This is a genomic window from Spirosoma jeollabukense (assembly GCF_054777855.1).
This window is the reverse complement of the sequence record NZ_BAAHAD010000014.1, coordinates 117,108-132,596: the sequence shown is the minus strand read 5'-3', so window position 1 is coordinate 132,596 and position 15,489 is coordinate 117,108. Positions and strand designations below refer to the sequence as shown.

General features: G+C 50.5%; 6 protein-coding genes. 1 reads left to right on the top strand and 5 read right to left on the bottom strand.

Going from position 1 to position 15,489, the window contains the following annotated elements:
- Window positions 1-38: 38 nt before the first annotated feature.
- From ACYVEA_RS30900 to ACYVEA_RS30880, 5 genes are all read right to left on the bottom strand, one after another.
- Window positions 39-2,393 carry an ABC transporter permease gene (locus ACYVEA_RS30900; protein ID WP_461117235.1) on the bottom strand — a complete coding sequence of 785 codons (2,355 nt, stop codon included), beginning with the start codon at window positions 2,391-2,393 and terminating at the stop codon, window positions 39-41.
- A gap of 133 nt (window positions 2,394-2,526) precedes the next feature.
- Window positions 2,527-5,160 (bottom strand): permease prefix domain 2-containing transporter, encoded by a 2,634-nt coding sequence (locus tag ACYVEA_RS30895; protein WP_461117234.1) that lies wholly within the window; start codon window positions 5,158-5,160, stop codon window positions 2,527-2,529.
- A 91-nt stretch (window positions 5,161-5,251) separates the two neighbouring features.
- Complete coding sequence (locus ACYVEA_RS30890; RefSeq protein ID WP_461117233.1) at window positions 5,252-7,867, bottom strand: ABC transporter permease; 2,616 nt, start codon at window positions 7,865-7,867, stop codon at window positions 5,252-5,254.
- Window positions 7,868-7,979: 112 nt separating this feature from the next.
- A complete protein-coding gene (locus ACYVEA_RS30885) occupies window positions 7,980-10,625 on the bottom strand; it encodes an ABC transporter permease (protein WP_461117232.1) in 2,646 nt (881 codons plus the stop codon).
- Window positions 10,622-10,960 carry a PadR family transcriptional regulator gene (locus ACYVEA_RS30880; RefSeq protein WP_461117231.1) on the bottom strand — a complete coding sequence of 113 codons (339 nt, stop codon included), beginning with the start codon at window positions 10,958-10,960 and terminating at the stop codon, window positions 10,622-10,624. The genes ACYVEA_RS30885 and ACYVEA_RS30880 overlap by 4 nt, the downstream gene beginning before the upstream one ends.
- 464 nt (window positions 10,961-11,424) lie before the next feature.
- Between ACYVEA_RS30880 and ACYVEA_RS30875 the strand changes: the two genes are divergently transcribed.
- On the top strand, window positions 11,425-15,480 hold the full coding sequence (locus ACYVEA_RS30875) for a hybrid sensor histidine kinase/response regulator transcription factor (RefSeq protein WP_461117230.1): 4,056 nt from the start codon (window positions 11,425-11,427) through the stop codon (window positions 15,478-15,480).
- Window positions 15,481-15,489: the final 9 nt, after the last annotated feature.

Genomic DNA, 15,489 nt, shown 5'->3' with positions numbered 1-15,489 from the left:
AGACGCAACTATGCCGGTCTGCCAGTGCGGTCTCTACCTTATTCGGAACGTAGTGATTTGACGGGATTCATCAGCGCGGCTTTGATGCTCTGGAAACTCACCGTCAGTTGGGCAATACCAACCGCCAGCAGCCCCGCCACCGCGAAGATCCACCAGTCAATATCAATTCGATAGGCGAAATCCTCCAGCCATTGGTGCATCGTATACCACGCTAAAGGCGATGCAATAAGGATCGCTATCATGACCAACTTCAGAAAGTCTTTTGACAGCAGGCCAACGATGCTGGCAACGGATGCGCCCAGCACTTTACGAACACCAATTTCTTTAGTACGTTGCTCAGCGGTGAACATAGCCAGGCCGAACAAGCCCAGACAGGCAATGAATATCGCGATGATGGCGAAGTAGTTGGCCAGCTTCCCGACCAGGGTTTCGCTCTTGTACTGCTCCTTAAAACTTTCATCGGCAAATCGGTAGGCAAACGGATAGGCTGGATTAAACTGTTTCGCCAGTCGCTCCATACTGGCCACCGCCTGTTCGGTCTGGCCGGGCTTCGTGCGGACCAGCAACATGTTGTTGGTGGAATCCAGCCGCAGGATAAGTGGCTCAATGGCAACCCGTAATGAATTCAGGTGGAAATTCCGGATCAGGCCAATGATTTTGCCGGGCTTATTCCAGAATTTCAGGTCCTGACCTACGGGATTTTTCATGCCCATTCGCCGGGCTGCTTCTTCGTTAACGACGTAGTTTGTACTGTCCGTGGCGAAATCCTTCGAAAAGTCCCGGCCATTTAATAGCCTAATTCTCATCGTCGTTAAAAAATCATAGCTGACCGCCATTTGCGTGAAAAGCGTCTTGTCGCCCTCGGGTTTTCCTTTCCACTCGACGCCAATTGTTGAATTGCTGATCTCCAGCGGATTGTTGCTGGATGAAGATACGGCCTGAATACCCGGCGATTGAAGCAGCTGCTCCCGGAAGGTATCAAAATGCTTGGGCAAGTCGCCTTCCAGATTCATATACACTACGTTCTCCCGGTCGAGGCCAAGGTTTTTTGTGCGAATGTAATCCACCTGTCGACCTGCAATCAGCGTACCGATAATCAGCAGTAAGGACAGCGAAAACTGAAAGACGACCAATCCCTGTCGAAACAACACGGCTCCGGCTTTGAAACGTAATGTCCCTTTCAAGACCTTCACGGGTTGAAGCGCCGACAGGAACAACGCCGGATAACTCCCCGAAATAATGCCCGTAGCCAGGGCCAGCCCCAGCACAGTCAGCCAATACAGCGGATTCGCGTACTGAATGGCCATGTGTTTCTCGGTTAACGTATTGAAAAGTGGTAACAGCAGTTGAACCAGGATCACGGCAATCAGCAGGGACATAAGGGCCATCAGGATCGCTTCACCAACGAATTGGCCGACGAGGTACGATCGTTCGGCTCCAACCACTTTCCGAATCCCCACTTCCTTTGCCCGTTTGGCCGAACGGGCGGTGGCCAGATTCATGAAATTGATGCAGGCAATGATCAGCAGAAAAATAGCGACGATGGTAAACAGGCGAACATACTCGATACGTCCGCCATCGGGCTGGCCATTCGTAAATTTCGAATACAGATACGTATGCTGATAGGGATACAGGAACGTAGTGATGGTTGTCACCTTTTTGTCGTGCTGTCGAACCATATTCAGAATCTTTGCATTCACGGCATTCACATCGGCCGTGGGGTGAAGGAGCGCAAACGTGCGGATGCCGTTATTGTCCCACTTGGTCAGCCATTCATTCTGTTTTTCATACGGCTCTTCGGGCATCACGAAATCAAACTTCAGCGACGAGGTTTCGGGAATGTCCTGCAAAACGCCTGATATCTGGCGGTCGTCTTTGTTATCGATGCGAATCGTGCGACCAACAACATCTGTCCGGCCGAACAGCTTCAGGGCTACTTTTTCCGAAATAACGATTGACGTTGGACCAACGAGGGCAGTTTTCGGGTTGCCCTGCACCAATGGGAAGGAGAAAATCTGGAATAAATCCGTGGTGGCAAAGCGGCCTTTTTCTTTATATGATTTTTCGCCTACAGCCAGCAGATGTTCCTCGGTCCAGGTAATCTTGACCGTACGTTCAACGCCGGGTACTTCAGCTTTAAGGGCGGTGGCCAATGGACCAGGGGTGGCGGTTGTGGTGCTTGTTTCATTCCCCGTCCATTGCTGGTTTTCCATGACCTGATAAAGGCGGGAGCCATTGGCATGGAACTGGTCAATGCTACGTTCATCCTGCACCCAGAGCAGAATCAGCAGACTACTCGTCATACCCAGCGCCAGACCCAGCACATTGATGAACGAAAATATTTTGCTTTTGGCAATGTTGCGCCAGGCGATTTTGATGTAGTTGTGAAGCATGATCTTGGGTGATTGAAGAAGGGTATGCCGCAAAGACGACAAAACTTTCTTTTCGTTGCTTCATGCCTACAGATTGTAGTCGCCTGTTAAAACGTTTCACCGAATTTGTCTACCTGGTGCCCCTGACCCGCTGCTATTCAGAACGTAGCGATTTCACCGGATTCATCAGAGCCGCCTTAATGCTTTGAAAACTGATCGTTAATATAGCTACTGAAATTGTTACTACGCTGGTCAGGGCAAACATCCACCAGTCAATGGAAATTGGATAGGCGAATCCTTCCAGCCATCGATTCATGGTCCACCAGGCAATGGGTAAGGCCAGCAACGTAGCGATTACGACCAACTGAAGGAAGTCTTTGGATAGTAACACGATGATGCCCGAAACGGTCGAGCCAAGTACTTTTCGAATGCCCACTTCCTTCGTTCGCAATTGAGCCGCGTAGGCAGACAAACCGAATAACCCTAAGCAGGAAATGAAAATGGCAAACAGGGCGAACACATTCAACACATGACCGACCCGTTGTTCCGAATCGTACAGGCGAGCCATTTTTTCATCCAGAAACGTATAAATGAACAAGCTTTCGGGCGATAGTCGGGCTAACGTAGCGTGGGCCGATTGTAAGGTTTCTGCCAGTTTATCACCTTTGATTTTCAGCAAAAAGTAGTTTGTCTGGTCAGGTTTCTGAACGATAACCAGGGGCTCTACGGTAGTATGAAGAGACGCAAAATTAAAGTCTTTTGCAATACCAACAATCTCACCTGTATCCCCTAGGGCAACAGCTTTCTGGCCAACAGGCGAATCTAATTTTAGCGCTTTAGCCGCTGCTTCGTTAAGAATAAGAGGAAAATGAGCGTTGTCGGCTCGCTTACTAAAATTTCGACCAGCTTTCATCCCGATCTGGAGCGCAGGAAGCGTATTCTCGTCGGCCCACATAAATCGCATCTGACTCGCATCCTCGGACCTTCCCAGCGGGGTAAGCATATCTGTACTGAAACGGTCGCCGGGCAGCGTAGAAATTCGGGCCACACTGGTAATGGCGGCATTCTTTTGAAACTCCTCCTGAATCGTATTGGCTTTGTCCCACATGGCTTTCCCGTAGAGCTTTACGGCTACGACTTGCTCCTGATCGAAACCCAGGTCTTTGCTCCGGAAAAACTTCATTTGCCGGTACACCACAATGGTTCCGAAAATCATGAAAACAGAGACTGTAAACTGAAAGACAATTAGCCCTTTTCGCACCACGTTAACTGACGAGGCCGAATTGCGCTTTCCTTTCAGTGAATTAACCGGTTCAAAATTAGAAATGAACCAGGCGGGGTAAAAACCAGCCACTAAGCTGATCAGGCCAGCAAGTAGGACCATAATTGCTACGTTCTGGGGAGTGAACAACAGGCCAAATCGGAGGTTCTTGGTTGTCAGTTCGTTATAAAACGGAATGGCCAGCCTGAATAATAGGAGTGCCAATAAAGCAGCGGCCAGTGTCAGAATGAATGATTCGCCAAGAAACTGCCGGATCAACTGCACTTGGCGAGCACCAAGCACTTTCCGTACACCAACTTCTTTCATTCGGTTAAAGGCCTGGGCAGTAGCCATGTTGATGAAGTTTACCGCAGCAACCAACAGAATAAATAAGGCGGCAATCGAAAAAACGTATACGCAGGTAATGTCGCTATTAGGGCTCATTTCCTTCTCCAGTTTCGATCGAAGGTGAATATCGGTAATAGGCTGAATTGACGTTCTTCGGGTAGCCAGGATTTCTTTTCTGGTTTCTCCTTTTGCCGCGTAGAAGTTCACCATAAACTCGGGAATGCGCGCTTCCACGGCCGAACGCGACGTATTGCTGTTCAACAATATGTAGTTATAAAAGCCCGCCCATCCTCGGTTTTCCAGTGTTTCTTTGTCCGTATTCTGGTAGAATGTAACCATTGAAATGAGGTAATCGAACTGCAGATGCGTTGGGAATGAATACGGCTTAATCACGCCCGTTACGGTCAGCAGGCGCTTGTCAAGGTCATCCTGTATGTGTTTTCCCAGCGGCTCTTCATCGCCAAAATATTTTTTCGCTAAGGCCTCCGTCAGCACAATCGCATCGGGTTGGTTGAGCGCCCTTCGGGTATCTCCCTTCACAAAGGCAAGGTCGAACACATCCACCACCGTTGAGTCGGCGAAATAACCGCTTTTCTCTTCAAAATGCCTTGACTCCCCACCGGCTGATCTGTAGCTGAACACCCGGTCGGGATAGGGGCGGTGAAATCGGGCCACACGCTCAATCGCGGGAATTTGTTGCTGCATCTCCACCCCCAAAATAGGCGAGGTAGCTGCCCACTGGCGGTTTTTCTCCCCAATATTCTCCGACGTTATCCGGTAGATGCGATCTGCTTTGGAAAAGCCTTTATCGTAACTTATTTCTTCTTTTACGTGAAGAATAATGAGTAAACAGCAAGCCAGTCCTAACGCCAGACCGACGATTGTAAGCGTACTGTTTAGTTGATATCGGAGTGTGTTTCTCCAGGCGATTGTCAGGTAGTTACGTAGCATATCCGTATTTGTTGGGTTCAGGTACTCAGCTCGTTCACGCTTGATAGTAAATGGCTTGATAAATCCGATCACATCCCATACGTAGCGCCACCGCGCCCGACGCCCGCCAATCCGCCGAACCTGATACGCAAACTCCTCGTGCAAATCGCCCTGCACTTCTTCCAAGCGGTGAGGAGCGCAGAAAAATTTGAGCAGTCGATCCGCGAAGCGGGGTGGGGTGTGTGGCATAGGGTGTGTGGGGTAGGGCAGAGGGCGTGGGGTAGGTTTTGCCTTTACCGTGACGACGGACCGCCCTTGGCCCGTACCCCCATGCCCCCTGCTATTCACTACGTAGTGATTGGACTGGGTTCAACAGGGCCGCCTTAATGCTCTGAAAACTGACTGTCAAGAGGGCGATGGCTAACGACAACAAACCCGCCAGGGCAAACATCCACCATTGAACCTCGATTCGATAGGCAAAACCCTGCAACCATTGGCTCATGGTATACCAGGCAACGGGAACGGCAATGATAATCGCGATTATGACCAACTTGACAAAATCCTTCGCTAACAGCTGAATGATGCCCGATACACTGGCCCCCAGTACTTTACGAACACCAATTTCGCGGGTACGTACCTGTGCCGTGTATGACGCCAGGCCGAATAAACCCAGGCAGGAGATCAGGATGGCAATGGACGCGAAAAGGGTGAACAGGAATCCCGTCTGCTGTTCCGACTTGTAGAGGTTATTGAATAAATCGTCCAAAAAGAAATAGTCGAACGGATAGTCGGTGTTGTACTGTTTCCAGGAACGCTGCGCAACCGCGACGGCCCGGTCGACATCTTTGCCGGTTGTCTTGATGTAAATTCCATTCATGTCGTTGGGCGCATAATAGAAGACAGAGGGCTCTATTTTCTGACGCATCGACGCAAAATGAAAGTCCTTGACAACGCCGACAATGGTTCCATTGTGCTTCCAGAGCCGGAACCGTTTGCCGATCGGGTTTTTAAGGCGGGCGGCCTTTACGGCGGTTTCGTTCAGGATAAAATGCAGGGAATCAGCTACTGATCCCGTAAAATTGGCGCCCTGCTGTAACTTCATTTTAAAGAACGGAATGAAGTCCTTGTCAATCGCAAGGGGGCGCATCATCATGGTTTCGCCTTGTTCCTTGCCGTCCCAATCGTTATCACCGGTTTGCTGGCCAATCTGGACAATATTGGAATTCGCTCGGGTAACGCCCGTTACGCCCGGCTGGGCCAGCAATTCAGCCTTCACGGCGTCGTAATGTTTGCCCATGCCGCGCATGAAGAAAGCGAACACATGGGTTTTATCGTAGCCTAATTCCTTGGAGCGAATGTACTGGAGCTGGTGGCTAATGATGAACGTACCAGCCATCAGAATAACCGAAACAGCAAACTGAGTTACCACCAGAACCTTACGGAACGAAGCCTCGCTAAGGCGGGCCGATACTTTGCCTTTCAGCGCTTTAAGTGGCTCAAACGAGGAGAGCAGCACAGCCGGGTAAATGCTCGACAGCAGTAAAGTGCCCGTAATCGTCAGCCCGATAACCAGCCAGATGTGGTAGTCGGAAAAGTCGAGGGCGAGCTTCTTCCCCGACAACGTATTGTAGGTCGGCAGGAGCACATACATCAGGCCAATCGCCAGGATTGCCGCCAGTGAAAAGAGCAGTGCGGTTTCAACCAGAAATTGCAGAAACAATTGCGCCCGTGCCGCCCCAACGATTTTACGCATACTCACCTCTTTTGATCGTAGCAGCGAACGGGCCGTGGAAAGATTGACGTAATTGATGCAGGCAATGGCCAGAATCAGCAGGGCAATGATGGAAAACATGCTGACCGTTTCGATGCCGCCATTGGTGCCGTCGGCTTTGTAGAGGTGCATGTCGGGTAGCGCCTGCAACAGATAGGTCAGGTCGGTATCATCCGGTTTATTTCGGAGGTGAATGGTACGCAGTTTTGTGGCTAGTTTGCCTATGGAAGCGCCCGGTTGCAGTAATAGATACGTATCGTAACTGAATTGCGCAAAATCGTTATCCATATTTTTCCCTTCACGGTTTCCTGCATACATGTTTTTGAACAGGAGGGATATGGGCAGAAACATGTCGCCCTGAATGCTTGAGTTTTTCGGGAAGTCGCGGATAACGCCACTGACCGTAAAGCTGGCCTTGTCATTCGCTGCCAGCACTTTTCCAATCGGGTTTTCATCCCCGAAATAGCGTTTGGCAGTCGTTTCGGTAAGAATAATGGAGTTATTGTCTGAAAAGGGCTTTGCTGGATTTCCCTGGATCAGGTTAAAATCGAATACTGAAAACAAGGTTGGGTCCGTGTAGTACGAATGCTCTTCATTGAAAACTTTATTCTTGTACTTAAACAGCGTGTACCCGCCATTGTAGGCTATGCGAACGGCATCTTTTACCTCCGGAACTTCTCGCTTGGCGAAAGTGGCGATCGGGGCTACGGTGGTCGTCCAGATCTGTTGACTGCTTCCGGTGCCGACTCGGTTTTCGAGCCGGTAAATGACCGATGCCTGCCGATGAAAACGATCAAAACTAAGTTCATCCTGCACCCACAGGAGAATCAAAATACCAATGGTCAGCCCGGCCGTCAGCCCCGTCAGGTTGATCAGCGAATAGAATCTATTTTTTAACAAATTGCGCCAGGCGGTTCTGAAGTAGTTGCGTAACATAGCAGGAGTGAGAAAATAAGCTGATGATGATTCTCCGCTGTAGTGGAGAGTAGGTTTTCGTTTAAGAGCAAAGGGTTTGAAGAATCCGAGTACATCCATTACGTAGCGCCAGCGGGCCCGCCGTTCCCCAACCCGGCGGACCTGATACGCAAACTCTTCGTGCAGATCCCCCTGGATTTCCTCGTATCGGTGGGGGGCACAGAACCGTTTGAGGAGCCAGTCGGCGAAGCGGGGCGGGGTGTGTGGCATAGGGCGTGGGCATGGGGGTATGGGCAGAGGGCGTGGGGTAGGTTTTGCCTTTACCGTGACGACGGACCGCGTGACGACGGACCGCCTTTGTCCCTTACCCCGGCGCCCCCTGCTATTCACTACGTAGTGATTGGACTGGGTTCATCAGGGCGGCTTTCACACTTTGAAAACCGACGGTTAGTAGCGCAATGCTGATAGACAGGATGCCGACAAGGGCAAAGACCCACCATTCGACGTCAATTTTATAGACGAAATCCTGCAACCAGACTTTGGAGGCCCACCAGGCAACGGGAGAGGCTATCAAAAGCGCGATCAGGACGAGTTTAACAAAGTCTTTGGAGAGGAGCGTAACGATGCTGCTCACCGACGCGCCCAGTACCTTCCGCACACCAATTTCCTTGATACGTTGCTCCGTCGTAAACGTTGTTAGTCCGAACAGGCCAAGGCAGGAAACCAGAATGGCTAGTATGGAGAAATACAGAACGATTTGGCCGGTGCGCTGCTCGGTCCGGTATTGTGTGTTCAGATCCTGATCCACGAACCCGTAACTAATTGGAAATGTGGCGTCATACGTTTTGTATATCCTCCCAATGTCAGCCAATGTACGTGGTACCGCATTCGGCTGGGTTTTGATCAGCAGGTTGAAATAAAAGTCTTTGGGGCGGAATCGGAAAATGAAGGGCTCGATGGCTACGCGCAACGGTCGAAAATGAAAATCCCGGAGTACGCCAACGACTTTCCCGTCCATACCCCAGAATTTGATGGTCTTGCCCAGCGCCGACGCCGGTGTCCAGCCCATTCGTTTGGCGGCCGATTCGTTGATGAGGTAACTACCTAATTTCGAAGCGGTATCAGACGTAATTTGAGCCGAGAAATTGCGCCCAGCCGCCAGCGACATGCCCGTTGTGTTCATGAAATCGGCGTCGACATTCATGTTCGTGATCAAAAACTCATCTTTAGGCGTTTGTCCCTGCCACTCAATCGTGCCCGAATTCATGACATCTACCAAATTGCTGGTCGTTGTCGATACGTTCGCAACACCTGGCAGACGTTGAATATCCTGTTTGATTGACAAGGCTTTAGCCCGTAAATCGCCTTTGAGCCGGACATAAAGTAATTGCGATTTGTCGAAACCCAACTTCTTGGTTTGTATGAAATTTAGCTGTTGGTAAATGACCACTGTGGCAATGGCCAGCACGATAGATAGCGCAAATTGTCCGACAACCAGCGACTGCCGAAAGGTTTGCCCAGTTTTTATCGTAAAGACACCTTTCAGTACGCGGGCAGGTCGGAACGACGATAGGAAGAACGCGGGATACAAGCCGGTCAGCAGGCTGACGAATACCGTCAGGACCAGGAGGGTACCCCAGAAACGTACGTCCTGATAGGGCAAGCTCAGGCTTTTATCGGACAGGCTATTAAACAGGGGTAGCAGACTTTGCATTAACAGCAGTGCCCCGACAACGGCCAGGCTAGTCAATAAAAATGATTCGCCCAGAAACTGCACGACCAGACTTGACCGCTGTGCGCCGATTGTTTTTCGGACACCTACCTCACGGGCACGTTGGCTGGCCCGCGCCGTAGCCAGGTTGATGAAGTTGACGACGGCAATCAATAAAACGATCAGCCCGACGGTCAGGAAAATCCGGACATACAGCATGTTGCTACGTTTGCCCCAATCGGTTTGAAAGTCGAAGGTTGATTTTAAATAAATGTCGCGAAGCGGTTGCAGGCCCAGCGTCGTTCCGCTTTCATTGGTGTATCGCTTTAGCTGTAACTGAATTTTGTTGGTAAAGGAAGCCAGATTTGTTTCCGGACGTAACCGGATATAGGTATGGTAACTATTGCTATTCCATTTCATACTCCAGGCATCATACTGCTCCAGGTACTTGAATGGCAACAATACATCGAACTGTAAATGAGAATGTTCGGGCGGATTTTTAGCCACGCCCACCAGCGTTAGGGTATGGTCACTGTTGAGTTTAAACGGTTTGCCAAGTATTGACGTCCTGGCCCAGTTTGTGCCGAAAAAGCGTTCAGCCATCGACTCGCTGATAATGACTTCATCGGGACTCAGAAAGACGTTGTTGACATTCCCCAGCACCAGCGGATACGTGAACAGGCTAAAAAAGGAAGGGTCAATAAAAAACATATTATCGGCCTCGACAGCCTTACGTCCGTGGGTCAGTGCACCACTCCAGCGACCAACGCGGGTAGTTTGCAGAACGTCCGGAAAGTCTTTTGTCAGGGTCGCGGCCAATGGGCCCGGTGTCACCGCTACGTTGTAGAGGTCGTTGGCTTGTTTTTGCTTTTCAACAATTCGGTAAATATTGTCATAATGAGTATTGAACCGATCATAGGTAAACTCGTCAAGAATATACAGGCCGATGGCCAGGCAGGCGGCCAGTCCAATGGCTAGTCCCGCTACGTTTATTCCCGAATACACTTTGTTTTTCCAAAGGGTGCGAAGAGCGATTTTTAGGTAATTAGCCAGCATATCGGGATGGAGTAAAAAGGTGAAAAAAACGGAATCGGGGGTCTGCTTCGACGGAAAAACGGTTATAAAGCCCATCACCTCCTGTACATAAAGTTGTCGGGCACGCTGCACACCAACGCGGCCTGCCTGATAGGCAAACTCCTCGTGCAGATCCCCCAGAATTTCTTCCAGTTTTTGGGGGGTACAAAACCAGGCCAACAGCCGGTCCGCCCATCGGGGTGGCGATCCGCCGGATTGATTTCGGTGTGGGTTCGTCTTCATAAACTCATGGCCGGATTGAGCGGGTCCGGCATCCGATGCCATAAACTCACCCGTACCTCCTGAATTTCCTGCAACGTCCGCCGACCGTAGGCTGTAACCGTGAACAGTCGTTTGCGTCGACCACCGCGTTCGGCCGTAGGTTCACCCATTTCGGATTTCACCATGCCTTTGTCTTCCAGCCGTTGCAAAGCCGCATGAATCTGATTCAGGCGTACCGAGCGGCCAGTCTGCTCAATGATCTCGTGCGTGAGGGCTACGCCATACGCCTGCCCGTCCAGCACGGCAACCGTGAGGAGAACAATCTCTTCAAACTCGCCTAAGTAGGTCCGTTTCATAGGGTTGTATTAGTTCTATGTTTGCTGATCAAATGCCTTGCCAGAACTTAAAATGCTTGCTCTTTTATCGAAACAGGCGTTTTTGAAGAAATGGATAAACGCTGACTGTCCGAAACTGGACAGTCAGCGTACGGTTTGGGACAGGCGTGTTTGGCACGTATAGCATAGGGCATGGGGCTCGGGGCATAGGGTAGGAGCGCAGGGGGAGTCCGACAGCAAGTTTACCTATGCCCAATGCCCCATGCTCCTTGCTCCTTGCCCTATGCCGTTCGCTCAAAGAAAACGGACATCTAGCCAGAAACCTGATATATTCACCGTACGTAAAAACGAATACAATCTCTACATTTGTTCGACTATTTAAATCAGCCTGCTTAAGGTGGATGGGGCATTGATAAGCAGGGGAAAATGGGTCGGTAATACGTTACATAATTCCTGATTCGCAAAATCTTAAGCTACCTTCTACGGTGCGACCCTATCTGTTTTTGCTCCTGCTGATTCCCGGTGTGCCGGGATTCGCCCAACTCCATCGTTTTGATAAAGTCAATACGGAGCAGGAGCAACCTGCACTCAATCAATTTGATCATCTGTCCGTTAAAGATGGCCTTTCCAATAATTCGGTTAACTGCATCCTTCAGGACCGGGAAGGGTTCATGTGGTTTGGTACCAACGATGGCCTGAACAAATATGACGGCTACACATTCACTACGTTAAAGCCCACACTGAACGACCCGGTTCACAGTTTTCAGAACAGCCAGATCTCGGGTTTATGTGAGGACCATCAAAATCGACTTTGGGTAGTCACGCAGGGCGGCCTGCATGAGGTTGATAAACTGACCAGACGGGTTACCCCTCACCCCATTCGGGCCAGCAATGCGGATAAATGGAATTACCAGCACTCTATTTTTGAAGACAGCCGGCATGTGCTGTGGGTCAGTACGTTAGGCGGTGTGGCTCGCTATGAACCCGCCGTACACCGGTTTACACTTTTTCCGGCACCCGATCCCGAAGCGTCGATTAAAACGGTCTTTGAAGACCCTCAGCACCGCTTATGGGTGGGAACCTACCGGGGCTTATACGTATTAGACCGGTCAACGGGCAGGTATACACCAGTTCCCGTGCCAGGCGTAAATAAGGCTAATCAGCCTACGTTTATAGCGTTTTACCTGGATGCGCAACAAGTCCTTTGGATGGCTACGGCCAATGCCGGTTATGGCTTATTTCGACTGGATATGCGTCGTCGGCCCTGGCAACTGGAGCCTTATAATCCGAATGGGCAAATCAATCCATTTACGTTTCTGAACTCCATCCATATGGATGCACAGGGTATGATCTGGATGGCCACAACCACTGGTTTGCAGCGGGTTAACCCAATTCGAAATCAGGTTTTTACGTATCATCCCGATCCGAATGCGCCAAAGGGAATCAGCAGCAATACCGCCCAGACCGTTTATCATGACCGGGTGGGTACACTGTGGGTAGGAACCGACAACGGTATTGATCGGCAGGCCGTAAATACCAAGCCATTTATGACCTTTCAGGTGCGACCCAATCGAGGCACGTCCAACCTGCCCGAAAATAAAGTTGTGTCTTTTCTGCCTGATACAAAAGGGCATTTCTGGATCAGTAATGGCTATAACGTATACCGTCCGCTCAATCACCGTTCGCAATTAATACCGGTCGAAACCCTGGGCTCCAGCGATCATTTTAAAAATTATACGCAGGCATTAGTGCCTGATGATGCAGACGGTGTCTGGCTGGGAACCTGGTCTGGTTTATACCATTTTGATCGGGCAACGGGACGTTACGACAGCTATCCTTCTGACGTACCCGCCGAATACGCGAGTCGTGCGCCAACGGGTGAACTATGGATTGGTGGATATATTTCGCCAGCCTCCGGTATTGCGTCGTTTAACCCCCGCACGCATACCTACAAATACTATAAATATGACGCCAGTAACCCCAATGGATTGCCTGACCAGTACGTTTGGGGCTTGCTCGTAAGCCGGACCGGCGACGTGTGGATCCCGTTCCGAAAAAAAGGAATTGCCCGTCTGAATCCACGTAGCGGTCGATTCACACACTACACCGCCGGGCCAAAAAGTCGATTGAATTGTGACGACATCATGACGATCCATGAAGATAAAGCCGGTACAATCTGGGTCGGCACTCAGCAGGGTGGCGTGAATCGGTTCGAGGCTAAAACAGGACAATTTACCGCCATTACCACTCGGGATGGTCTTCCCAGTAACAATATTTTAGGGATCACGAGCGATAATGCCGGCCATCTGTGGCTAAGTACCGATAAAGGACTTTGCCGGGTTAATCTGCAAACCAAAGTTGTCCGCAATTATCAGACAACCAATGGTTTGGCTAGTAACGATTTCCTGCGAAATGCGGTTTTTAAACAGGATAACCGGCTCTTTTTCGGCAGCCTGAATGGCATTGTCTATTTCAATCCCGACAGTATTCGCGACGATACCCGGCCATTTCCCGTCTACATCACCGAATTAAACGTGATGGACCAGCCTCGACTCATCACAGACAGCGTTATTACACTAAATCACGATGAAAACTTCCTGTCGATCGGATTTGCTGCGCTAGCCTACACGCAACCCGAGCGCAACCAGTATGCCTATCAACTCGTGGGCGTCGACAAAAACTGGGTGCAGAATGGCAACCGCCATCTGGCGAACTACACGAATCTATCGCCCGGGACCTATACCTTGCGGGTAAAAGCTGCCAACAGCGATGGCATCTGGACGACAAAGACAGCGTCTCTTCAACTGGTCATCCGGCCGCCGTGGTGGGCTACCTGGTGGGCCTATAGCCTTTATGCGTTGCTGGTGGGTGGCGCCATCTGGGGCTATATCCGGGTGTATACGAACCGGATTCGGCAGCAGCAGGAGTTAGAACTCAACCGCCGACAGGCCGAGCAACTCAAGACGGTCGACGAGTTGAAAACTCGGTTTTTCTCCAACATCACCCATGAATTTCGCACCCCTTTATCGTTGATTATATCGCCAGTTGAGAAACTGCTACAGAGTAGCCAGTTCGACCTGCCAACCCGACAGACACTGGCGCTGGTGCAACGTAACGCGAACCAACTGCTCCGGCTTATTAACCAGCTACTGGATCTGTCTAAGCTGGAGGCCAATCACATGACAGTATCACTCATGCGGGGAGACGTACCCGAATTTGTCTGTCAGGTCGTTGAGCCGTTCTGGCAAAAGGCTGATCAGAAAGGGGTAACTCTCCTGTATTCACAGGAAGGGTCACTCCAGGAACAGCTTTTCGATGCCGATAAATGGGAAAAGATTTTAACCAACCTGCTGTCGAATGCGCTGAAATTTACCGGAGAAGGTGGGCAGGTAACGGTTGCGCTAACGCCCGTTTCGGCTATGGGTAAGGTATCTGCCGTGCAGATTCGTATTGCCGACACAGGTATTGGCATTTCCCCGGAGAAACTGCCGCACATTTTCGATCGTTTCTATCAGGTAGACAATTCGCGTACTCGTGCGTATGAAGGCACTGGCATTGGGTTGGCGCTTGTCAACGAGTTGATTGAGCTGATTGGTGGTGAAATCCGGGTCGATAGCCAACTGAACATGGGCACTACGTTCGTGGTAACATTGCCAGTGCAGGCGGTAACCGCTACTACGGATGTTCCTGCGGTTGTTTTACCCGGCAGCCTACACCCCGCCATGGATGATCGAACGCCTTTAACTCCCGTTCCTGCTGACAGTCGATCGGGTGATGAATGGCAAACGATTCTGGTGGTCGAAGATAACGACGAGCTACGTGAATTTCTGGCTGGTGAACTGGCAGGAACCTATCGGATACTGCGGGCTACGAATGGCGAAACGGGCTGGCAACTGGCCCAGGACGAACTGCCTGATATCGTGATTTCGGATATTATGATGCCCCGTATGGATGGCTATGAATTAACGAGGCTTATCAAAAACCATCCCGATACGGACCATATTCTGGTGATATTGCTGACGGCAAAAGCAGCCCATCAGAGCCGTATTGACGGGCTCCAGGAAGGCGCTGATGATTACCTGTCCAAGCCATTTCACCTGGACGAACTGCACCTGCGACTACGTAACCTACTGTCGCATCAGCACAAACTGCGCGATCATTATCGGCAGCAGTTTGCCCAACCCGATATGCCCAGCCCGATTAACGTAGTGGAAGATGTTTTTCTGCATCGGGTCTATAAACTCCTGGAAGACAATCTTGGCGATTCCTCGCTCGACGTCGATTGGTTAGCCGATCAGGTAGCCATGAGCCGAAAAACGCTCTACCGAAAAATCCACAGTCTCGTTCAACTGGCTCCTAACGAATTGATCCGTCAGTACCGTCTTCGCAAAGCCGCTGACCTGCTTCGGTCGGGCCACACGCCCTCCCAAACAGCTTATCTAGTGGGCTTTAAAACCCCCTCGTATTTTACGATTGTGTTCAAAGAGTTTTACCACAAAACCCCCACTGAATTTTCGACAATGGGTTTTAATCAAGTCTAGTCATCCAGA